17 protein-coding genes and 2 pseudogenes are annotated in these 17,624 nt (G+C 69.8%); 12 read left to right on the top strand and 7 right to left on the bottom strand.

Annotated features, from left to right (window positions below; all coding sequences use genetic code 11):
• Positions 1–293: 293 nt before the first annotated feature.
• On the top strand, positions 294–1,007 hold the full coding sequence (locus tag IF01_RS0120095) for an NADase-type glycan-binding domain-containing protein (protein ID WP_279617270.1): 714 nt from the start codon (positions 294–296) through the stop codon (positions 1,005–1,007).
• A gap of 123 nt (positions 1,008–1,130) precedes the next feature.
• Here IF01_RS0120095 and IF01_RS51565 read toward each other — a convergent pair.
• Positions 1,131–1,211, bottom strand: a pseudogene (locus IF01_RS51565) (BBE domain-containing protein); the annotation flags it as partial.
• Positions 1,212–1,317: 106 nt separating this feature from the next.
• On the opposite strand from IF01_RS51565, the gene IF01_RS50100 reads away from it, so the two are divergent.
• Positions 1,318–1,662, top strand: coding sequence for a hypothetical protein (locus IF01_RS50100; protein ID WP_244215565.1), 345 nt, complete (start codon positions 1,318–1,320; stop codon positions 1,660–1,662).
• Positions 1,608–2,345 carry a tyrosine-type recombinase/integrase gene (locus IF01_RS42045; protein WP_244215564.1) on the top strand — a complete coding sequence of 246 codons (738 nt, stop codon included), beginning with the start codon at positions 1,608–1,610 and terminating at the stop codon, positions 2,343–2,345. Before IF01_RS50100 ends, IF01_RS42045 begins: the two co-directional genes overlap by 55 nt.
• A gap of 60 nt (positions 2,346–2,405) precedes the next feature.
• On the opposite strand, the gene IF01_RS51560 is transcribed toward IF01_RS42045, so the two are convergent.
• Entirely contained in the window at positions 2,406–2,582 is a 177-nt protein-coding gene (locus tag IF01_RS51560; protein WP_375340988.1) for a helix-turn-helix domain-containing protein, read from the bottom strand.
• Between the two features lie 885 nt (positions 2,583–3,467).
• Between IF01_RS51560 and IF01_RS0120075 the strand changes: the two genes are divergently transcribed.
• Together IF01_RS0120075 and IF01_RS0120070 are read left to right on the top strand one after the other, a co-directional pair.
• A complete protein-coding gene (locus IF01_RS0120075; RefSeq protein ID WP_157855295.1) occupies positions 3,468–3,653 on the top strand; it encodes a hypothetical protein in 186 nt (61 codons plus the stop codon).
• 89 nt (positions 3,654–3,742) lie between these two features.
• Positions 3,743–4,837 (top strand): hypothetical protein, encoded by a 1,095-nt coding sequence (locus IF01_RS0120070; protein WP_030394840.1) that lies wholly within the window; start codon positions 3,743–3,745, stop codon positions 4,835–4,837.
• A gap of 144 nt (positions 4,838–4,981) precedes the next feature.
• Here the strand turns inward: IF01_RS0120070 and IF01_RS0120065 are convergent, their stop codons facing one another.
• Positions 4,982–5,743, bottom strand: coding sequence for a CPBP family intramembrane glutamic endopeptidase (locus IF01_RS0120065; RefSeq protein WP_167349760.1), 762 nt, complete (start codon positions 5,741–5,743; stop codon positions 4,982–4,984).
• A gap of 48 nt (positions 5,744–5,791) precedes the next feature.
• Here IF01_RS0120065 and IF01_RS45700 point away from each other — a divergent pair.
• The 3 genes and pseudogenes from IF01_RS45700 to IF01_RS44090 all read left to right on the top strand — a co-directional run.
• A pseudogene (locus IF01_RS45700) lies at positions 5,792–6,166 on the top strand (phage tail sheath C-terminal domain-containing protein); the annotation flags it as partial.
• A gap of 203 nt (positions 6,167–6,369) precedes the next feature.
• The gene (locus tag IF01_RS44095; RefSeq protein ID WP_030394838.1) at positions 6,370–6,669 is read left to right on the top strand and encodes a hypothetical protein; all 300 of its coding nucleotides are present in this window, start codon (positions 6,370–6,372) and stop codon (positions 6,667–6,669) included.
• Complete coding sequence (locus IF01_RS44090) at positions 6,666–8,453, top strand: TniQ family protein (protein ID WP_030394837.1); 1,788 nt, start codon at positions 6,666–6,668, stop codon at positions 8,451–8,453. The genes IF01_RS44095 and IF01_RS44090 overlap by 4 nt, the downstream gene beginning before the upstream one ends.
• Before the next feature lie 434 nt (positions 8,454–8,887).
• Here the strand turns inward: IF01_RS44090 and IF01_RS0120050 are convergent, their stop codons facing one another.
• Positions 8,888–10,147, bottom strand: coding sequence for an NADH:flavin oxidoreductase/NADH oxidase family protein (locus IF01_RS0120050; protein WP_030394836.1), 1,260 nt, complete (start codon positions 10,145–10,147; stop codon positions 8,888–8,890).
• 90 nt (positions 10,148–10,237) lie between these two features.
• Between IF01_RS0120050 and IF01_RS0120045 the strand changes: the two genes are divergently transcribed.
• From IF01_RS0120045 to IF01_RS0120035, 3 genes are all read left to right on the top strand, one after another.
• Positions 10,238–10,861 (top strand): TetR/AcrR family transcriptional regulator, encoded by a 624-nt coding sequence (locus IF01_RS0120045; protein WP_030394835.1) that lies wholly within the window; start codon positions 10,238–10,240, stop codon positions 10,859–10,861.
• Between the two features lie 99 nt (positions 10,862–10,960).
• Complete coding sequence (locus tag IF01_RS0120040; RefSeq protein ID WP_030394834.1) at positions 10,961–11,920, top strand: NAD(P)H-quinone oxidoreductase; 960 nt, start codon at positions 10,961–10,963, stop codon at positions 11,918–11,920.
• A 127-nt stretch (positions 11,921–12,047) separates the two neighbouring features.
• Positions 12,048–12,404, top strand: coding sequence for a hypothetical protein (locus tag IF01_RS0120035; protein ID WP_051755731.1), 357 nt, complete (start codon positions 12,048–12,050; stop codon positions 12,402–12,404).
• A gap of 108 nt (positions 12,405–12,512) precedes the next feature.
• Here the strand turns inward: IF01_RS0120035 and IF01_RS0120030 are convergent, their stop codons facing one another.
• Positions 12,513–13,214, bottom strand: a complete 702-nt coding sequence (locus IF01_RS0120030; RefSeq protein ID WP_030394832.1) for a type 1 glutamine amidotransferase domain-containing protein — start codon at positions 13,212–13,214, stop codon at positions 12,513–12,515.
• Positions 13,215–13,466: 252 nt separating this feature from the next.
• Here IF01_RS0120030 and IF01_RS0120025 point away from each other — a divergent pair, with 252 nt between their 5' ends.
• Positions 13,467–14,441 carry an alpha/beta hydrolase gene (locus tag IF01_RS0120025; protein ID WP_030394831.1) on the top strand — a complete coding sequence of 325 codons (975 nt, stop codon included), beginning with the start codon at positions 13,467–13,469 and terminating at the stop codon, positions 14,439–14,441.
• Between the two features lie 15 nt (positions 14,442–14,456).
• On the opposite strand, the gene IF01_RS0120020 is transcribed toward IF01_RS0120025, so the two are convergent.
• Positions 14,457–16,055, bottom strand: coding sequence for a succinic semialdehyde dehydrogenase (locus IF01_RS0120020; RefSeq protein WP_030394830.1), 1,599 nt, complete (start codon positions 16,053–16,055; stop codon positions 14,457–14,459).
• A gap of 15 nt (positions 16,056–16,070) precedes the next feature.
• Positions 16,071–16,994, bottom strand: coding sequence for an acetoacetate decarboxylase family protein (locus IF01_RS0120015; RefSeq protein WP_030394829.1), 924 nt, complete (start codon positions 16,992–16,994; stop codon positions 16,071–16,073).
• Between the last annotated feature and the right edge of the window lie 630 nt (positions 16,995–17,624).

The raw sequence follows: 17,624 nt of genomic DNA, 5'->3' as shown, positions 1-17,624 counted from the left end.
TCTGCGGCAACTGCGGCTCGTACCTGGGCTGGTCGGGCACCCCGACTCCCCCGACTCCCCCGGCTGCCCCGCTTGCTCCGGCTGCCCCGGCCGCCGACCCGCCGGCCGAAGCCGCCGCACCCCGGCCCGCCGCCCCCTCACCTCCCACCGAACCCCCACCCACCGAGCCCCCGCGCGCCTCCGCACTTCCTCTCCCCTCCCCTCCTCTCCCGTCCCTTCCTCCCCCCGACTCACCGCAGCCGGTGCGGCCGGCGAAGGCCGTCGCACCACGTCCGGTCGTCCGGCCGGTCCCGGTGGACGACGACGCCGCCGGGACGCCCTGCCCCTCCTGCGGCACGCCCAACCCGCCCGACCGCCGCTTCTGCCGCCGCTGCGCGACCCCGCTCACACCCACTACGGCCCCACCGCCGCTCCCCTGGTGGCGGACGATCTGGCCGCTGCGCCGCCGTACCCGGGCCGGCTCCGGCCGGACAACGCGCTTCCTGGTGGTCCTGGCCGTGGTGCTGGCCCTGTGCGCGGGCGGCCTCCTGCTGCTGCCGGCCGGCCGGAACCTGATCGAGGACACCCGGGACAAGCTGGGCAAGAGCAAGCAGGTGACCCCGGTCCGCGTGGAGGCGAGCGCCGAGGTACCCGGCCAACCGGCCGGCAACGCCACGGACGGGCTCAGCAACCGCTACTGGGGCGCACCGGGCCCCGGCGCCTCGATCACCTACACCTTCGCCGAACCCTTCCGCCTGGTGGCCGTGATCGTCACCAACGGCGCCTCGACCTCACCCGAGGACTACGCCCGCGAGGGTCGGGCACTGCGGATCGACCTGGAGGTGACGGCTTCGGACGGCCGGAGGTCGGTCAAGCAGCTGACCCTGATCGACAAGCCCGGCCCGCAGACCTTCCCCACCGGCATCAGCGACGTCACCAGCATCCGCCTGACCCTCGAAGCCCCCGCGGGCCTGGACGGCGACCGCCATCTCGCCCTGGCCGAGCTGGAGTTCTTCCAACGGAGCTGAGTCCCCGCAGGCGCCGTACTCACGGGCCCACCGGGGACGTTCACGTGCTGCCGACACCGCCAGGGCCCGCACCCGGACCCTGGCCCCCGCCGCCGTCGAGGCCCTGCCGCTCCGCGCGTGCCGTCAGGACGGCAGGGTCACCGACTGGGCGTGGTGGAAGACGTTCTTGTGGTCCCAGGTGTCCTTGGCCTTCTGCAGGCGGCGGTAGTTGGCCTTGTTATCACGCGCTCGACGTTTCCGCCCAGCTCAGAAGCATGGTCCACCATCCGGGGTCAGCAAAAGGTCAGCAAGACTCCGGGGGTCAGCCATCATGGCAAGCACAGGTCTCATCCGCGGCATGGGCAGCTTCTTCAAGGAGTGCGAGCACCCGAGCTCCCGCTGGAGCAAGTGCCCGCACGAGTACACGATCAGGTACCGCAACGCGTCGGGCCGGCAGACCGAGGAGTCCGGCTTCACCACCCAGGAGCTGGCGAAGAGCCGCCTCGCCGAGGTCTACCACGCGCGCAAGAACTCCCCGATGAGCGTGCACAAGGCGGAGCGCATCAAGAAGTACGGCAGCATGCAGTTCTCGGCCTACACCACCGAATGGCTCAAGGGGAGATGGAGCGCAACGGGGTCGGTCTTGCCGCGCAGACCAACGCGTTCATCCGCCTGAAGACGATCCTCTCGGACGCGCACCGCCTCGGGCTCTACGAGGACAGCCCGCTGAAGGGAGTCCGGCCCCCTCAGTACGACCCCGCACGAGCGGTGATCCCTTCCGTCCCGCAACTGCAGAGCATCCGGACCGCCGGCGACGACGGCTTCCGCCTGGTCGCGGAACTCATGAGCGGTTGTGGCCTACGGAACGGCGAGGCGTATGCCGTCAACATCAACAACATCGTCGCCGACGACGTATACCGCGTCCGCGAGCAGGTCAACCAAGCCACCAAGAGCTACGCCCGCCTGAAGCACCGCAAGGCCAACGAGTACCGCAACGTACCGCTGCCGGCGCGCACCCGGCACGCCATCGAGCGCTATGCGGACACCTACGGAACCGTCGACGGCTACCTGCTGCGCAATCCGAAAGACATCACGCTCGCCATGCCGCACCACATCATCACCACTCAGTGGCGGAAGGCCAAAGCCTCCGGGCTGGTCGACATCCCGGAAGGCATGGTGCTCTACGGCCTGCGCCACTTCTTCGCGTCGAACTGCCTGAGCAACGGCATACCGATCACCGACGTCGCGGAGTGGATGGGCCACCGCAACGTCCAGATCACCTTCACGTTCTACCGCCACCTCATGCCCGGCTCCATCAGCCGCGCCGCCGAGCTCCTCGACCTCGGCCTGGCCGCCTGAACGAACGAGGAGGGCCTGCCCAATCGGGGCAGGCCCTCCTCGTCGCCCCCGTCGGTGGCGTTACGGGCCCGAGAGACGCTGCTGCCTGACCCACGTCTGAACCTCGGACACCTTGAACTGCAGCTTTCCGTTCCGCCCGTACCCGAACCTGTACGGAACAAGACCCGCACGAGCAGCCTCGCGATACACCCACGGGACCGACATGTTCAGGTACTCCGCGGTCTCCTTGACACTCATGAACTGCTGAACCATGGGATCCCTCCCTACGACAGCCGGCATCTGCCGCAGAGAATCACACGAAATGAACAGTTTGGCCGGACCGGAGTTCCGTGCCATCTACCCCATTGCACTACGTGGCGTGATGGATCAGCATCGCTAAACGCCCTTGACCCCCAGCCGCGCGATGCCCAGTCGGGTTCAATTTCGTACATAGCTGCCCGTTATCGCCCACGGGCGCTCATACGCGCTCACCGAGCGCGGCCCCAAACTGGTCCCCAAATGGTCCCCAGGACCCCAGACCGACCTTGGTCACTGCGAGTAGCGGCAATCTGTCGACCCTTCAGAAGAGCCCGCCGGCTGACCGCTGCGGACCGCCGCACATTGCCGCTGGCCGACCCGAGCACCCCGGGTAGATCAGGGTCGACTACCCGCCGGCTACGGATAGTGATCTTTCAGACGGTGTGTCCTCTTGAGCGTGTCCTCGCCGGCTGGTGCTGACGTGCCTCGCGCACCGCCCCACACGCCCTGCCGCCACGCCCGGCCGAGCGGCGAGCCTTGGACCAGGGTCATCGCGTTCAAGAAGGAGAAACACACATGGGGCAGCGTGCGCAGCGGGGCAGGGTGTATTCGGATGGTCAGCTCGGGGTCGCAGGTATTTCTCCGTCACGGCGACCGGCACCTCCGGCCGGTCGACCCCCTGGCCGACTTCACCAGCCAGCAGGCACGGAAGGACCTCAGTGATAGACCTCAGCAACTACGAGCTGGCCCGGCCGGTCGACCTCCTCGTCAGCGAGGCCAACCACATCACCGCCACCGACCACAACGGCTGGGTGTCCAGGGCCGAGTGGCTGCTCACTGAAGCGTTCCAGGGGGCCAGTGCCCGCGGTGGACCGGCAGTGCCGTGTGGTCGGGATCGTCCGTGCCGCCGAGTTCGTCCTGCAGGTCGCGGGCGTCGTCGAGGGCTACATGGAGGGCGAGCTCCTCGGCAGTGCAGGTCGGCTGCGGCCACCGGCCGTGTTCGAGGTCGTCGGCGAGAACCGTGAGCGCGGCGTGGCAACCGCCACGCAGCGTTTTCACTCGATCGGGTGAATCGAAACTGGTGGGGCCCCTGCAGTCCCTTGATCGTTTAGCGTGCGACACGCAGTGCAACGACCTGTCAACAAGGGAGAGACAGACCCATGGGCTACCGCCGCCAGAACAGCTTCCTCATCTTCGCCGACCCGTACGCGCCGGACGAGGAGAAGAGCCTCAGCTCGGCGGAGGTCGCCGAGATCGAGCAAGCACACGAAGCCGGCAAGAAGGGCCGAATAGAGGCGCTGGTCTGGGGCAAGCTGGGTATCACGATCCCCGGGCTGCGGTCGGAAAAGGATCAGCTGGACATCCTCCGCTACAAGGCCCGGGAGTTGGGCACCAGGGTGAACTGGCGGGAGGCGACGCCCGAGACGTTGCTCGCCGCGCTGGTGGCGAGCTGGCAGGAGAATGTCGACAGGCTCGTACAGGCAGTAGAGGACTCCGAGGGCGCGGAAGAAGCCCAGGAGTTCCGCAAGGAGCTGGAAGCCGACACCAGCGTGACCGGTCTCCTGACCGAATACCCGATCGTCACCGAGGCGGACGTGGAGGCGGCCAAGACCTCGGCCAGGGCGCGGGTGTACGGGCCCAGCGGGGCCGGGTGGCTGGAGATCGTCCAGAGCGTCCAGGACGACAGCATCACCGACGAGAGCACGTTCAAGGAATACCTGCGGACCACCTTCCGTGACACAAACCAGAAGTACCTGCGCGACTTCGCGTGGGATGTCTACGGGATCCTGACCTCGAAGGCCAGCCTGCCCGATCTCAGCTACCGGCCGCAGCGCGACGGGGCGAACACGGTGCGGTTCGTGCTCGGCCGCACCGACCGGTTCGGCGTCAACGTGGCTGCCAGCGGCACGCAGTGGGACAAGGACAAGCAGACGTTCGTGCTCTCCGGTGAGACCTCGGCCGCGCTGTGGGTCAAGGTCATCGACGGCTGGAGCAAGGACGGCAACTGGGGCGGCTACCTCCAGATCACGTGCGCCACCGCGAAGGGGCAGTGGATCGACTCCACCGACGGCTGGGTACGCCCCCAGACCTCGAAGGGCGACCCGGTCACCTTCTACGACATGGGCCCCTACTACGAGATCTGGCAGAAGGACCGCGAGACCGGCCGGCCGCTCGTCGTCGACGGCGGCACGCTGCGGTTCGTGAACGGCGCCACCCCCACCCGCTGGAACCTCCAGGACTCCACCTGGGACTGACCGGTCCCGGCACGAAGGAGCCCTGCAGGCCGGCCGGACGCTGTTCTTCGACCATCACGACCGACTTGTCCTGCCGATCATGTGACTACTGCCCGCCTGTCGTGATCGTTGACCCGGGACGCGACGTTGGTGGAGCCGGTCCGGTCAGGAGCCGACGGTACGGCGGGCGGCCGGGGACGCGGCGTCGTCGGAGTGGACGGCGGGTTCGACAGCGCGGCGCTTGACGACCAGGACGACGATCAGGACGACCTGGAGGACGATCGGCAGGATCATCCCGGGGGAGGTCTTGGGGTCGGTGCCGACGGAGTTGGAGACCAGGCTGAAGTCCCACAGGCCGTGGACGAGCATCGGCAGCAGGAGCACTCCGCCGACGCGCAGGCAGAGGTAGAAGAAGTAGCCGGAGGTGGAGACGATCACGGCCTGGAGGACGGCCTGGGCGCCTTCGCCGAAGGCGTTGCTGACGTGGACGAGGCCGAAGACCACCGAGGACCACAGGGCGACCTTGCCCTCGCTGAGGCCGGCGCGCTTGAAGACCTGGACGCCGATGCCGCGGAGCATCAGCTCCTCACCGATGCCGACCAGCGCGGTCATGGCGGCCAGGGCGAGCACCAGCGAGAGCGGCTGGTCGGCGAGGTTGGGGTAGTTCACGCCGATGACGGCGACCACCAGCATCGAGATGGGCACGAAGCGGACCCAGCGGCGCACCGGGACGCGGTAGTTGAGGACGCTGCCCCACCAGCCGAGCCAGGTCACCACGGCAGCGCCGAACAGGACGGAGAGGCCGATGGGGATCACTCCGTTGGGGATGATCGCCTCGGTGGTGGGGAACTGGCTGTCGCCGTCGGCCCGGTCGACGCCGACCAGTGCGCCGAGGCCCTGGATGATCACCAGGTAGACGACGACCACGGCCAGGAACCAGGGCCAGGTCAGCCGGCGCCCGGCCGGGGCGAGGCCGGGGTGAACTGCCTGCGGGCGTTCCCGGGCCAGGGCCTGCTGGTGTGGGGCGCCCGGACGCTCTCCACCAACGGCGCCTTCATTTACTTGATCGTCCGCCGCCTGGTCAACTTCCTCACGGAGTCCATCCGCACCTCCACCACGTGGACCACCTCCGAAGCGAACGACGAGCGGCTGTGGGTAACTCTGAACGACTCGGTCACCTCGTTCCTCACGGACCAGTGGCGCCGGGGCGCGGCCCAGGGCCGCACGGCGGAGGAGGCGTTCTTCGTGATCTGCGACCGGAGCAACAATCCGGACGAGTCGGTCAAGGTCATCGTCGACCTCGGCGTCGCCCCCGTGCGCCCGGCCGAGTTCGTCCACTTCAGTGTGACCCTGGCCGGGCGCGTGCAGTGGCCCCTGGTTGCCGCTGGTCGTCTGTCCTTCAGCAGGCGGCCAGCGGTGCTGGCGGTCGACCGAGGCGCTGGCCGCACAGCTCGAGACATCGGCGCTACACCACCCCCGGTCAGATCCGCGCGTTCGTCGACCACCTCACCGGCATCGAGGATCAGCTGCGACTCCTTCGCGCCGAGCCGGGGATGCTCACCGCCGGCACCATGCCCGAGTACCTGTTCCGTCGTACCGGCGGTGTCATCGGCCTGCTGCGGCGCCTGATCGAAGACGGCTGCGCGGAGGCGATGGCCGGAGGCGAGGAACGGCTGACCCGGGACCTGCTGGACGGCACCGTCATTCGCCCCGAGCGGCTCGGCGACCTCGACGCCCACGCCGGCGAGGTCCCCTCCATCCCGAAACCACCTCGTCGGCGGCGCCAGGCGCGTGCGGCCAACACGGTCTTCGACGACCAGGGCCACTACGGCACCGAGAGCAGTACCGGGTGAGCGCGTCCCGGCCGCTACCGCGCAGCCTCGACCCGCTGCCGGGTGAGAGCCTGCCCGGCTTCGTCCTGCGTCTGGCCCACCGCCTGGAGATCACCCCGCAGCACGTCCTGCGGCTCACCAGCCTCACGGTCGGCGCCCGGCAGATCGCCGTCCCGGGCTACCAGGCCGTCCACCTGCCGAAGGCGGCGGCCGCGGCGTTCGGCCGCGCGACCCGACTGAGTCCGGCCGAGGTGAACGGTCTGTGCCTGTCGCCGTTCGCCTACCGCTACCGCCCCTACCAGCAGCACCTTGGCCGGGTCGACCCGTCGGAGCGGGCGCACTGGGCGGCGCCGGCCGGCTGGGCCTCCCACCGGCTGCGCCGCTACTGCCCCCAGTGTCTGGCACCGGACGGCACGACGGTCCAGCAGCGGCACGGCGGAGCATGGCGCAGGCTCTGGCACCTGCCCGTCTCCTTCGCCTGCCTCGCGCACCAACGGATGCTGGAGACCACCTGCCCGCACTGCGAGAAGCCGGTCAACCAGAACCTCGGAAGCCACCTGATCGCCCGCCCCGCCCTCGGCCTCCTACACCCCGCGCAGTGCCGCAACCCGGCCGCCGACACCGGCCACCCCGCTTGGCAGGAGGCCTGCGCCCGACGCCTCGACACCCCCGTACCGCCGACCACCGTGCCGGCCGACCAGCTCGACTGCCAACGCCACCTGCACGCCCTGCTCACCGAACCCGACCCCGACGCCCGCAGCATCGGCCAACACGTCAAGGCCCTCACCTACTTCGACGACCTGTACACCGCCACGGTCCTGCTGCGTCCGGCACCCGCAGCCGGCGCCGACCCGGCGCCGCGCGAGCGCCGGATGCGCGGCGACTGCCGCCTCCCGCAGGACCCCGGGGATGCCGCCAAAGTCCTCACCACCGCGCACCAGCTCCTGGCCGCCGACGCGGCACAGGCCGAGACAATGATCAGGGAACTGCTGACGGCCGCCCGCTGGTCACCCCACCGCTGGCAGGCCGTCCTCAACAGCAACCACAACAACTCACCCACGTTGAGCCGGTTGATCCGGGAAGCCGACTCCCTTCCACGGCCCCAGCCGAAGCCGCGAAAGCCCCAACCGCCGATCCCGCCCAGCCATCACGGCGCCTTCACCTGGCATCACATCCCGCAGTACCTCCCCGAGGAGTGGCTCCACTACTTCGATGCGCCCGCCGGTACACACGAGGCCCTGCGGCGTGCCGTGCCCATACACCTGGTCAAGATGATCGCTGGCGGATCGGTGCAGGACTGCGCCGAACGCCTTGGCGTGCCGTTCGGCACGGCGGCGTGGGCGATGGGCAACGCCCGCCGCCGCCTCGCCGACGCTGACGCCCTTGACGCGTTGGAAGCCGGCCTCCAGAAGCTGGGCGACCACCTTGATGCGCAGAGATGCCTGGTCGACTACCACCGCCGCCGCCAGGCCCTTGTTACCTGGTCTCTCTCCGAGGCCGACTGGCGCCGCCTGAGCGAGAACCTGCCCGAGCGCACCGGGCGGCGCTTCGACGACGCCGTGCGCCGCGATACCGCCGCCGTCCTGATCTGGACGGACATCACCCAGAGCCACTCCCACCAGGCCTACGTCGTTCACCGGGCACGCGCCGCTGCGCTTCCCGCCCGCAGCCCGCTCCTGCAATCCTTGACGGAGACTCGCTACCAGCGCCGCTGCGGCCGCGCCTGGGAACTACGGCCGATCGCCGAACAACTCGACGCGTACGCTCGCGATCTCGCCACCGCGATTGATCGGCCCTGCAACTGAGGGCGCATCCCCGTACCCCACAGGCTGGGCGGCCGGCTCCCGCCCCGCACGTGAAGGGCGACGAAGCAGAGGCTGTCGGCGTGTGCCGACGACCCCCTTGTCACCGGCGCCGGGTCTTGGGCTTCTCCTGCGCCTTGGCCGTCATCCTCGGCCGCGTGTCGAACGGTCTGGCTCAGCGGGCCCAGTGCCTTTGACGAGTAGCCCCTGCTTTTCACCGGCTGTAGGGGCGACTCCTCATAATCCAGGACGCGATGCTGGGAAGTTGTCCGCCCGCTCCTGGTGACATCACGTTGATGCTCATTGACCCCGTCGAAGCCATCAGACCCGCCGACGCGGATTGAAATCCGTCATGGCAGCTTCGGCCGGAAAGGCACATACGCATGCATCTTGGGCCCCTGACGCCGGACAGCGGAGACCAGGATGCGTGCCGGCTGCTACGGGTGTCGGTGGCCTGCGGCCTTTAGGCGCGTGGGCAGCCACGCACGATAGCGGCGCAGGGCCTGGCGCTGCTGACGCTGCTCCCCGAGCAGGGCGATCGCCGGGTGGATGCCGGGCCTGGGCCTGCTGCCGCGGGCGATGCGGCGCAGTTGGCGGCGGACCTGGGCCATGCTGGCGGCTGAGGCGAGGGGCTTGTCCTTCCAGGTGACCGGTCGCATCTGGCGGTCGGCCTCGCGGCCGTTGAACCAGTGGTCGGGGAGGTCGGGGGTGACGGCGAGGGCGGTGCCCATGCCGACGAGTGCGACGCCGCTGGCGAGGACCTGTTCGGCGGTGGTGCGCCGGGTGATGCCGCCGGTGAGCATCAACGGGACGGGGCTGGTGGTGACCAGGTCCTTGGCCAGCTCCAGGAAGTACGCCTCGCGGGCCTGAGTGCGGGTGTCGGTGGCTCGGCCGGTCATGGCGGGGCTCTCGTAGCTGCCGCCGGAGAGTTCGACCAGGTCGACGTCGAGCAGGGACAGCCACTCGATCACCTGGCGTGCGTCGTCGGCGTCGAAGCCGCCGCGCTGGAAGTCGGCGGAGTTGAGCTTCACGGCGACGGTGAATGACGGGGAGACCGCGGCGCGGACGGCGCGGACGGTGTCCAGGAGCATCCTGGCCCGGTTCTCCAGGGAGCCGCCCCAGGCGTCGGTGCGCTTGTTGACCAGCGGTGACAGGAACTGCGACAGCAGGTAGCCGTGTGCGGCGTGGATCTCCACCCCGTCGAAGCCGGCCTGTTCGGCGCGCGCGGCCGTGACGGCGAAGCGCTTGACGGTGGCCTCGATCTGCTGGGCGGTCATGGCGCTCGGTCGGCCGAAGCGGCCGCTGTGCTTGCCCAGGTCGACGCCGAGGTCGGACGGTCCCCAGACGACGCCGGGCATGTCGGAGGCGACCTGGCGGCCGGGGTGGTTGATCTGCATCCAGATCGCCCCGCCGGCGGACTTGCCGGCCTTCGCCCACTCGGCGAAGGGCTCCAGGGGCGCGGCCTCGTCCAGGACGACACCTGCGGGGCCGGTCAGGGCCTCGGCGTGGACCATGACGTTGCCGGTGATCAGCAGCCCGGTGCCGCCGGCGGCCCAGCGCCGGTACAGGCCGATCAGCTGCTGGTCCGGGAGCTGGCCGGTGCCGGCCATGTTCTCCTCCATGGCCGCCTTCGCGATCCGGTTGGGCAGCACCGCCCCGGAGCCCAGGGGCAGCGGCGTGAACAGTTCGCTGGCCATCTGATTCTTCCTCTTCCATCGACTAGGATGTGTACATCGCTTACATTAAGCCAATAATGTAGGCGGTGCAAACATTGGAGAGAGTGACCCATGACACAAGTGAGTGCCTCGTACCACCACGGCGATCTGCGCGCCGCATGCCTGCGCGCCGCCCGGGAACTCCTGGAGGAGGACGGGAGTGCCGGGCTGTCCCTGCGGGCCGTGGCTCGACGGGCGGGGGTGTCGGCAACCGCCCCCTACCGCCACTACGCAGACCGCGACGCGCTCGTCTCGGCGGTCGCGGCCGAGGGCTACGCCGAGCTCGCCGACCACCTGGCGGCGGCGCACCCGTCACCGCGCACGCCCGAGGACCTCGCCGAGGTCGCGGTCGCCTATGTCCGGTTCGCCCTGGAGCGTCCGGCGTTGTTCCGGGTGATGTTCGCCGAGCCCTGTGATCCGACGAGCGAGGAGCGGGTCGCGGCGACCGCCGCCATCTGGGAGTACGTCCGCGGCATCGTCCACGGCGTCTTCGCCGGCTCCGACCCCGAGGCCCTGTCCACCGCCGTGTGGGCCGTCGTCCACGGCCTGGCCTTCCTGCACCTGGACGGGAAGCTGGACACCTCCACCCCCGGGGCGGTGTCGGCCCAGGTCCGAGCCGCCGTCCAGGCACTGCTCACCGCGACTCCTGGGCAGCCCCAACCGAAGGCCGCGACGGCCGAGCAGGTCGACGCCTAGCGGCGGCCGAGTCCGACGGGTAGATGTTGACACTGCACACTTGGCGTCCTAATGTGTGCAGTGCAAACATTTCTTGGCTCATGCGAACGGACTTGCACCATGAAGGCAATAACGATCAAGGAATTCGGCGGCCCTGAGGTCCTGGAGTGGACCGAGGTCGAGGACCCGACCCCCGCGGCGGGCGAAGTCGTCATCGACGTGGCCGCCACCGCCCTCAACCGGGCCGACATCATGCAGCGCTGGGGCCTGTACCCCCTCGCCCCCGGCACGTCCCCCTACCCCGGGCTGGAGGCGTCGGGGCGCATCAGCGCCATCGGCGAAGGCGTCACCGGCTGGAAGATCGGCGACGAGGTCTGCGCCCTGCTCACCGGCGGCGGCTACGCCCAGAAGGTCGCCGTTCCCGCGGGCCAGCTCCTGCCCGTCCCCAAGGGCCTCAGCCTCGTCGAGGCGGCGGCCCTGCCCGAGGCCGTCGCCACGGTGTGGTCCAACCTCGTCATGACCGCTCGCCTGGAGCACGGCGAGAGCCTCCTCGTCCACGGCGGCGCCGGCGGCATCGGCACCGCCGCCATCCAGATCGCCAAGGCCCTCGGAGCCCGCGTCGTCACCACCGTCGGCGGCCCGGAGAAGGCCGCCCGCGCCCGGGAGCTGGGCGCCGACGTCACCGTCGACTACCGCACCGAGGACTTCGCCGAGCACGCACCCTACGACGTCATCCTCGACGTCATCGGCGGCCAGTACCTCCAGCGCAACATCAGCTCCCTCGCAGCGGACGGGCGCCTGGTCGTCATCGGCCTGCAGGACGGCCTGGAGGCCCCGCTCAACCTCGCCGAGCTGGTCTTCAAGCGCGCCTCCGTCCACGGCACCACCCTGCGCACCCGCCCCGCCGCCGACAAGGCCGCGATCATCGCCGAGGTGCGCGGACGGGTCTGGCCGATGATCGAGGACGGGACCGTCAAGCTCGTCGTCGACCGCGCCCTCCCGCTCGCCGACGCCGCCGAGGCGCACCGCCTCATGGAGGCGGGCGGACACACCGGCAAGATCATCCTCGTCAACGACTGAGCGAAGGAACTCCACCGACACCGGCTCCTCGCTCACCCCCGACCCCACCAGCGAGAGCTTCGCCACCGCCGGGCAGACGGCCAGTGGCGGGGCCCGCTTCGGCGCACCCCGCATCGCCCGGGCCGTCGTGGACGTCCGCGAGGCCGCGTACGCGCACCTTACGGTGGCCTCCCTGCCCGAGGCGGAGGGCCGCCACCTCGTCGTGGCGGAGACCACCGACATCGTGGACCTCGGCCGCAGGCTGCTTCCCGCTCACGGGGCCGAGCCGGGGCTGCCGCGCCGAGCCGTTCCCGAGCCCCTCGCGGTCGCCCTCGCGCCGGTGATCGGACTCCCGCGCGAGTACGTGCGCCGCAACATCGGCTTCGACCTCCGCAGCGACAGGGCCAGGAGCCGTCGTGCGCCGGGCGTGCGCTACCGGCCCGCCCAGACGTCCATGGAGGAGATGCCCGGCCAGCTCGCCGCGTCCAGAGCGCCGAAGAGCTGAAGCACGGATCCGAAGCCGGAGCAGGGTGGCGGACCGCGGTCCGCCACCCTGCTCCGCTTGTTCGGACCGTTCGCGATCCCGGCCTGAAGAACCGGGCTCGCGCCCGTGTCAGTGGGCCAGGTCGGCCACCATGCGGTGGGCGAGCTGCTTGGCCGAGCCGGGGTTCTGGCCGGTGTAGAGAGTGCGGTCGACCTCGATGTGGGGCAGGAGCGGCAGCTTTCCCTTGGCGTAGTGCGCCCCGCTCTCGCGCAGCCGGTCCTCCAGGAACCAGGACGCCTTGCGTCCGAAGCTGTTCAGCTTCTCCTCGACGTTGGACAGCGCGGTGATCCGGTATCCGGCGAAGGGCCAGGAACCGTCGTTGGTCCTGGCCGCGAGCAGCGCGGCAGGGCCGTGGCACAGCAGACCCAGCGGCCTGCCGGAGGCGAGTTGCCTGGTGAGGAGCGCTCCCGAGACCTCGTCGTGGGAGAGATCTTCCATGGGGCCGTGTCCCCCGGGGTAGAAGACGAGGTCGAAGTCGTCGGGATCCACGTCGCTGAGGGAGGCCGGGGCGTCCAGTGCGTCCTGGATCGTGGCGAGGTAGTCGGCGACTTCGCGGAGGGTGCCCGGAAGGCCGGCGGTGCGGCCCATGCTGATCCTGTCCAGGGTGGGTCGCTTCCCGCCGGGGGTCGCGATGGTGATCTCCCATCCGGCCTCGGTGAAGATCTTGTGCGGCATCGCCAGTTCCTCGCCCCAGTAGCCCGTGGGGTGCCTGGTGCCGTCCTTCAGCGTCCAGTGGTCGGCCGCCGTGACGACGAAGAGGGCACGGGTCATGTTCTCGCCTTTCCGGGTGATGACGGGGCCGTCCGTCCGAACGGCTGCCGTCGTGTTCCGTTTGTCTCGATCTTCGGCGCCGCCGTGGGCGCCCGCCCGGTGAGAGCCGCGGTCCGCGGCCAGGGCTACAGGTTGCGCCTCGCGCGCGGGATCCGACGATAGGAGGAGGGGAGGTTCGGCCGGGGGTTCGTCAGGCGCGGCCGGTGAGGCCGCACGAGCACGGCACACGTGTGCCCGCGACATGGAGAGAAGATGACTGAGCTTCCTGCGCCGATCACGCCGTACCTGGAGCCCGCCGCGAAGGAGTTGTGCGACGCGACCGATCCGCACCCGCGGCTCTACGAGGTCCCGCCGGAGAAGGGCCGAGAGATCCTCCTCGGCCTGCAGTCCGACCCGGGCGTGCCCCGTCCCGAGGTCGACGAGGAGTGGGTCGAGGTGGACACCGGTGAGTGGGGCACCGTGCGAACCCGCATCATCCGCCCCAAGGGCGTCACCGGACCGCTGCCCGTGGTGTTCTACATCCACGGCGCGGGCTGGGTCTTCGGCGACGACAAGACCCACGACCGCCTCTTCCGGGAGCTCGCCGTCGGCGCGGGCGCGGCGGGCGTCTTCCCCGTCTACGACCGCGCGCCGGAGGCCAGGTACCCCACCCAGGTGGAGCAGAACTACGCCGTAGGCCAGTGGGTGCTCCAGCACGGTGCGGAACACGGCCTGGACACCTCGCGCATCGCGGTCACCGGGGAGTCGGTCGGCGGCTGCATGTCCGCGGTCTTCGCGCTGATGAACAAGGAGCGCGGCGGCATCGGCCTCAAGGCCCAGGTCCTGCTCTACCCGGTGACCAACGCCGACTTCGACACCCCGTCCTACGTGCAGTTCGCCGAGGGCTACTACCTCACCCGCGACGGGATGAAGTGGTTCTGGGACGCCTACACCACCGACCCGGCCCAGCGTGCCGAGCCGCACGCCTCGCCACTCCAGGCCCCACTGGAGCTGCTGCGGGGGCTGCCCACCACCCTGGTCATCACCGATGAGGCCGATGTCCTGCGCGACGAGGGCGAGCAGTACGCCAACAAGCTTCGCGAGGCCGGCGTCGACGTCACGTCCGTCCGCGTGGCCGGCATGGTCCACGACTTCCTGCTCCTGGACAGCCTGCGCGACACCCGCGCCGCCAACGTCGCCCGCAAACTTGCCATCGATGCCCTCAGGACAGCGCTTCACGGCGACTGAGCGGCCCCACACTGTTCAGCGGACGCCGAACGCCTTCATGGCCCTGAGCGTGCCGGTCAGCAGGGCGGCCCAGGTCTCGGGGCTGACGCGCTGTGGCGGGTAGAAGCCCTGGATGCGCTGGTGGGCGACAGTCTGGGCCTCGGTGTACTTGAGGATGCCCTCGGCGCCGTGGCGGCGGCCGAGTCCGGAGTCGCCCATGCCGCCCATCGGCGCGTCGATGCTTCCCCACGCGGCGGCGAAGGCCTCGTTGACGTTGACGGTGCCGGCGTGCACGCGGGCGGCGACGGCTCGGCCGCGCGCCCCGTTGCGGGACCAGACGCTGGCGTTGAGGCCGTACGGCGTGGCGTTGGCCCGTGCGATCGCCTCCTCGACGTGGCGGAAGGAGTAGATGGAGACGACCGGGCCGAAGGTCTCGTGGTCGTACACCGTCATCGCGGGGGTGACGTCGGTGAGGATGGTCGGCTCGTAGAACAGGGGGCCGAGGTCCGGGCGGGCCCTGCCGCCGGCCAGGACGGTGGCGCCCTTGGCCACGGCGTCGTCGACGTGTTCGGTGACGGTCCCCAGCTGGGACGGCGTGGTGAGGGAGCCGACGTCGACGCTGTAGTCGTACGCGGCGCCGATCCTGAGCCTCTTCGTGCGCTCGACGAACGCGGCGACGAACTTCTCGCGGACGGACTCGGCGACGTAGAGGCGCTCGACGGAGACGCACAGCTGGCCGGCCGAGGGGAAGCAGGCGTTGACCGCGCCGGCGGCGGCCTTGTCGATGTCGGCGTCGTCCAGGACGATCATCGGGTTCTTGCCGCCGAGTTCGAGGGAGGCCCCGATCAGGCGCCGGCCCGCGTCGCTCGCGATCTGGCGTCCGCTGGCGGTGGAACCGGTGAACATCATGTAGTCGGCGCCTGCCATCAGGGCTCCGCCGATGGCACTGCCCCGGCCGACCACGATCTGCCACACGTCGGCCGGCAGTCCCGCCTCGTACATCAGGTCGAGCGACCACAGGGCGGTGAGCGCGGTCTGGGTGTCGGGTTTCTGGACGACGGCGTTGCCCGCCATGAGCGCGGCGATGGCGTCGCTGGCGGCCATGCTCAGGGGGTAGTTCCACGGGGAGATCACCGTGACGACGCCCTTGGGGTGGCGCAGTTCGGTGGTGTGGGTGAGCAGCGGGATCGCGCCGCGGCGGCGCTTTGGGCTCAGGTACTTGGCGGCGTTGCGCGCGTAGTAGCGGGAGACGATCCCGATGTCGACGACTTCGAGGAACGCGTCGCGGCGGGTCTTGCCGTTCTCGGCCTGCATGAGGTCGAGCGCCTCCTCCTGGCGGGCGAGGACGAGGTCGTGGAAGCGCAGCATGATCCTCTTGCGCTCCGCGATCGGCGTGGCCGCCCAGGTGGCCTGGGCAGCGCGGGCGCGGGCGAACGCGGCCTCGACGTCGTCGGGGGTGGAGATGGGGAAGTCGCCCAGGGGGTGGCCGGAGTACGGGGTGCTGGTGGTGACGCGCGCGGCGTTCGGTGCGGCGGAGACCCGTGCGGTCAGCCGCTCGATCAGCGCCGGGGTGATGGAGGCGGGCAGGCCCTGGGCGCGGGCGGCCGTGGGGCTGGCGGTTTGTGCGGTGGCCATGGCGAGGGTTCCTTGCTACTTGTTCCGGCGCTGGACCGAGGTGGGGACCGGCATGTGGAGGGCGAGCTGGCCTTCGGTCATCACGTCGAACTGGATGGTCCGCATCGGCTTGAGCGAGCGCAGGTCGTCGGACATCCGGCCCTCGCCGAGCTGGAGGCGGACGTCACGCGGCAGGCGCGTCGTGCCGGCGTTCAGCACGTTGGTCTGGCTCAGGGTGGAGTGCCATGCGCCGTTGATCGTCGTGTAGGAGGTGAGCGAGCTGACGCGGTCGCCGCTCAGGTGGGCGGTCTGCTTCGGCGTGGTCGCCTGGAGCGACAGGTCGAGGCCGCCGGCGTGGTTGGTGACCCGGGCGGTGGTGCGGCGCTCGTCGATGTCGACGTCGAGGCTGGTGACCCACTTGGGGAAGCCGTAGCCGTCGTGGCCGCGGACCTGGGCGATCTCCGTGCTGACCGGCAGGGACAGTACGTAGGAGTCGAGGTGTTCGTTCTTGAGGCCGGCGACGAGGTCGAAGAATCCGAGCTTGCCGTGCCGCGCGGGCTTCACGGCGATGCCGACGGCGGCCTCGGTGTAGAAGTCGATGTCGCACACGTCGTAGCGGAAGAACATGACCGAGATCAGCCCGAGGCCCGGGGCGATCTCCAGCGGCGCGAGCTCGCCGGGCAGCCGGGTCCGGATCGCGCTGGAGGGCGCCAGCATGGTGATCCGGGCGGTCGAGACGCTGTAGTAGAAGTTCGGGGTGAGCGTGGGGCCGATCGGGGAGTCGACCTTGATCTTGGGCAGCTGCCGGAAGAAGTCCACCCCGCTGACGCGGGGGTCCCGGGCGATCTCATCCAGGTCGGGGTTCATCCGGTACCGGTCGTACAGACCCCCCTTGGGGACGGTGACCGTGCGGCCGCCCAGGTCGACCTTGACGGTGGTGTCCTTCTGCGCCGAAGACATGGTCCGGCTCCTCACTAGTCATGTAAGCGGTGTACACATGACTATAGGTCGCGATGTAAGCACCGTCAACAATGGGGTCCACGGGGATTCCGCAGAGAGACACGGCTGCCGGGGTTGGCCTGCCGACCATGCGGCCAGTCGCCCACCGAGACCGTCGCGCTGGCGGCTGAGCGCCTCCAGCAACGATTACTCCCGCATGCTCAGGCCGTGCCGGGCCTGAAGCGAATGTTCGACGCGCACCTCGACCCAACCCTGCAAGAGGGACAGGGCGACCCAGTCGCCGGCGAGGGCGGTGAGCGCGGGATCCATGGCGACCGCGTAGGCCCTTCCTTTCAAATATCCGTTAATTCAAATACCAGTGTGCGGCTGTATAACGCTAGAGCAACTAAATCCCGTGTGCCCTCTGCCGCTCAGCCGCTGGCGCCATGGCAGTCGATCCCACTGTTGCTGCACGCGGAGGCGATCCTTCCGCCCGCCCGGGGTGACGCCCCGATCGATCCCCCGTTGGGCTTGGTGACAACAAGCCTGCCTTGGTGACGCCTGTCGTGCTTCGGCACACCCGGCCACCTGGCCCGCAAACGTGCTGATTGACCAAATCGCACATACGTTCAACGACGGGATTCATGAACA

It is taken from the genome of Kitasatospora purpeofusca, from assembly GCF_000718025.1.
GTDB classification, from domain to species: Bacteria; Actinomycetota; Actinomycetes; order Streptomycetales; family Streptomycetaceae; genus Kitasatospora; species Kitasatospora purpeofusca.
This window is presented reverse-complemented; position numbering and strand designations above follow the sequence as displayed.

Excerpts from the sequence above, each read along its gene's own strand:
- IF01_RS0120015 (WP_030394829.1), bottom strand. The coding sequence starts at position 16,994 with ATGTCTTCGGCGCAGAAGGACACCACCGTCAAGGTCGACCTGGGCGGC.
- IF01_RS0120040 (WP_030394834.1), top strand. The coding sequence starts at position 10,961 with ATGAAGGCAATAACGATCAAGGAATTCGGCGGCCCTGAGGTCCTGGAG.
- IF01_RS0120025 (WP_030394831.1), top strand. The coding sequence starts at position 13,467 with ATGACTGAGCTTCCTGCGCCGATCACGCCGTACCTGGAGCCCGCCGCG.
- IF01_RS0120030 (WP_030394832.1), bottom strand. The coding sequence starts at position 13,214 with ATGACCCGTGCCCTCTTCGTCGTCACGGCGGCCGACCACTGGACGCTG.
- IF01_RS51560 (WP_375340988.1), bottom strand. The coding sequence starts at position 2,582 with ATGAGTGTCAAGGAGACCGCGGAGTACCTGAACATGTCGGTCCCGTGG.
- IF01_RS44095 (WP_030394838.1), top strand. The coding sequence starts at position 6,370 with ATGCTCACCGCCGGCACCATGCCCGAGTACCTGTTCCGTCGTACCGGC.
- IF01_RS0120070 (WP_030394840.1), top strand. The coding sequence starts at position 3,743 with ATGGGCTACCGCCGCCAGAACAGCTTCCTCATCTTCGCCGACCCGTAC.
- IF01_RS0120050 (WP_030394836.1), bottom strand. The coding sequence starts at position 10,147 with ATGGCCAGCGAACTGTTCACGCCGCTGCCCCTGGGCTCCGGGGCGGTG.
- IF01_RS50100 (WP_244215565.1), top strand. The coding sequence starts at position 1,318 with ATGGCAAGCACAGGTCTCATCCGCGGCATGGGCAGCTTCTTCAAGGAG.
- IF01_RS0120045 (WP_030394835.1), top strand. The coding sequence starts at position 10,238 with ATGACACAAGTGAGTGCCTCGTACCACCACGGCGATCTGCGCGCCGCA.
- IF01_RS42045 (WP_244215564.1), top strand. The coding sequence starts at position 1,608 with ATGGAGCGCAACGGGGTCGGTCTTGCCGCGCAGACCAACGCGTTCATC.
- IF01_RS0120020 (WP_030394830.1), bottom strand. The coding sequence starts at position 16,055 with ATGGCCACCGCACAAACCGCCAGCCCCACGGCCGCCCGCGCCCAGGGC.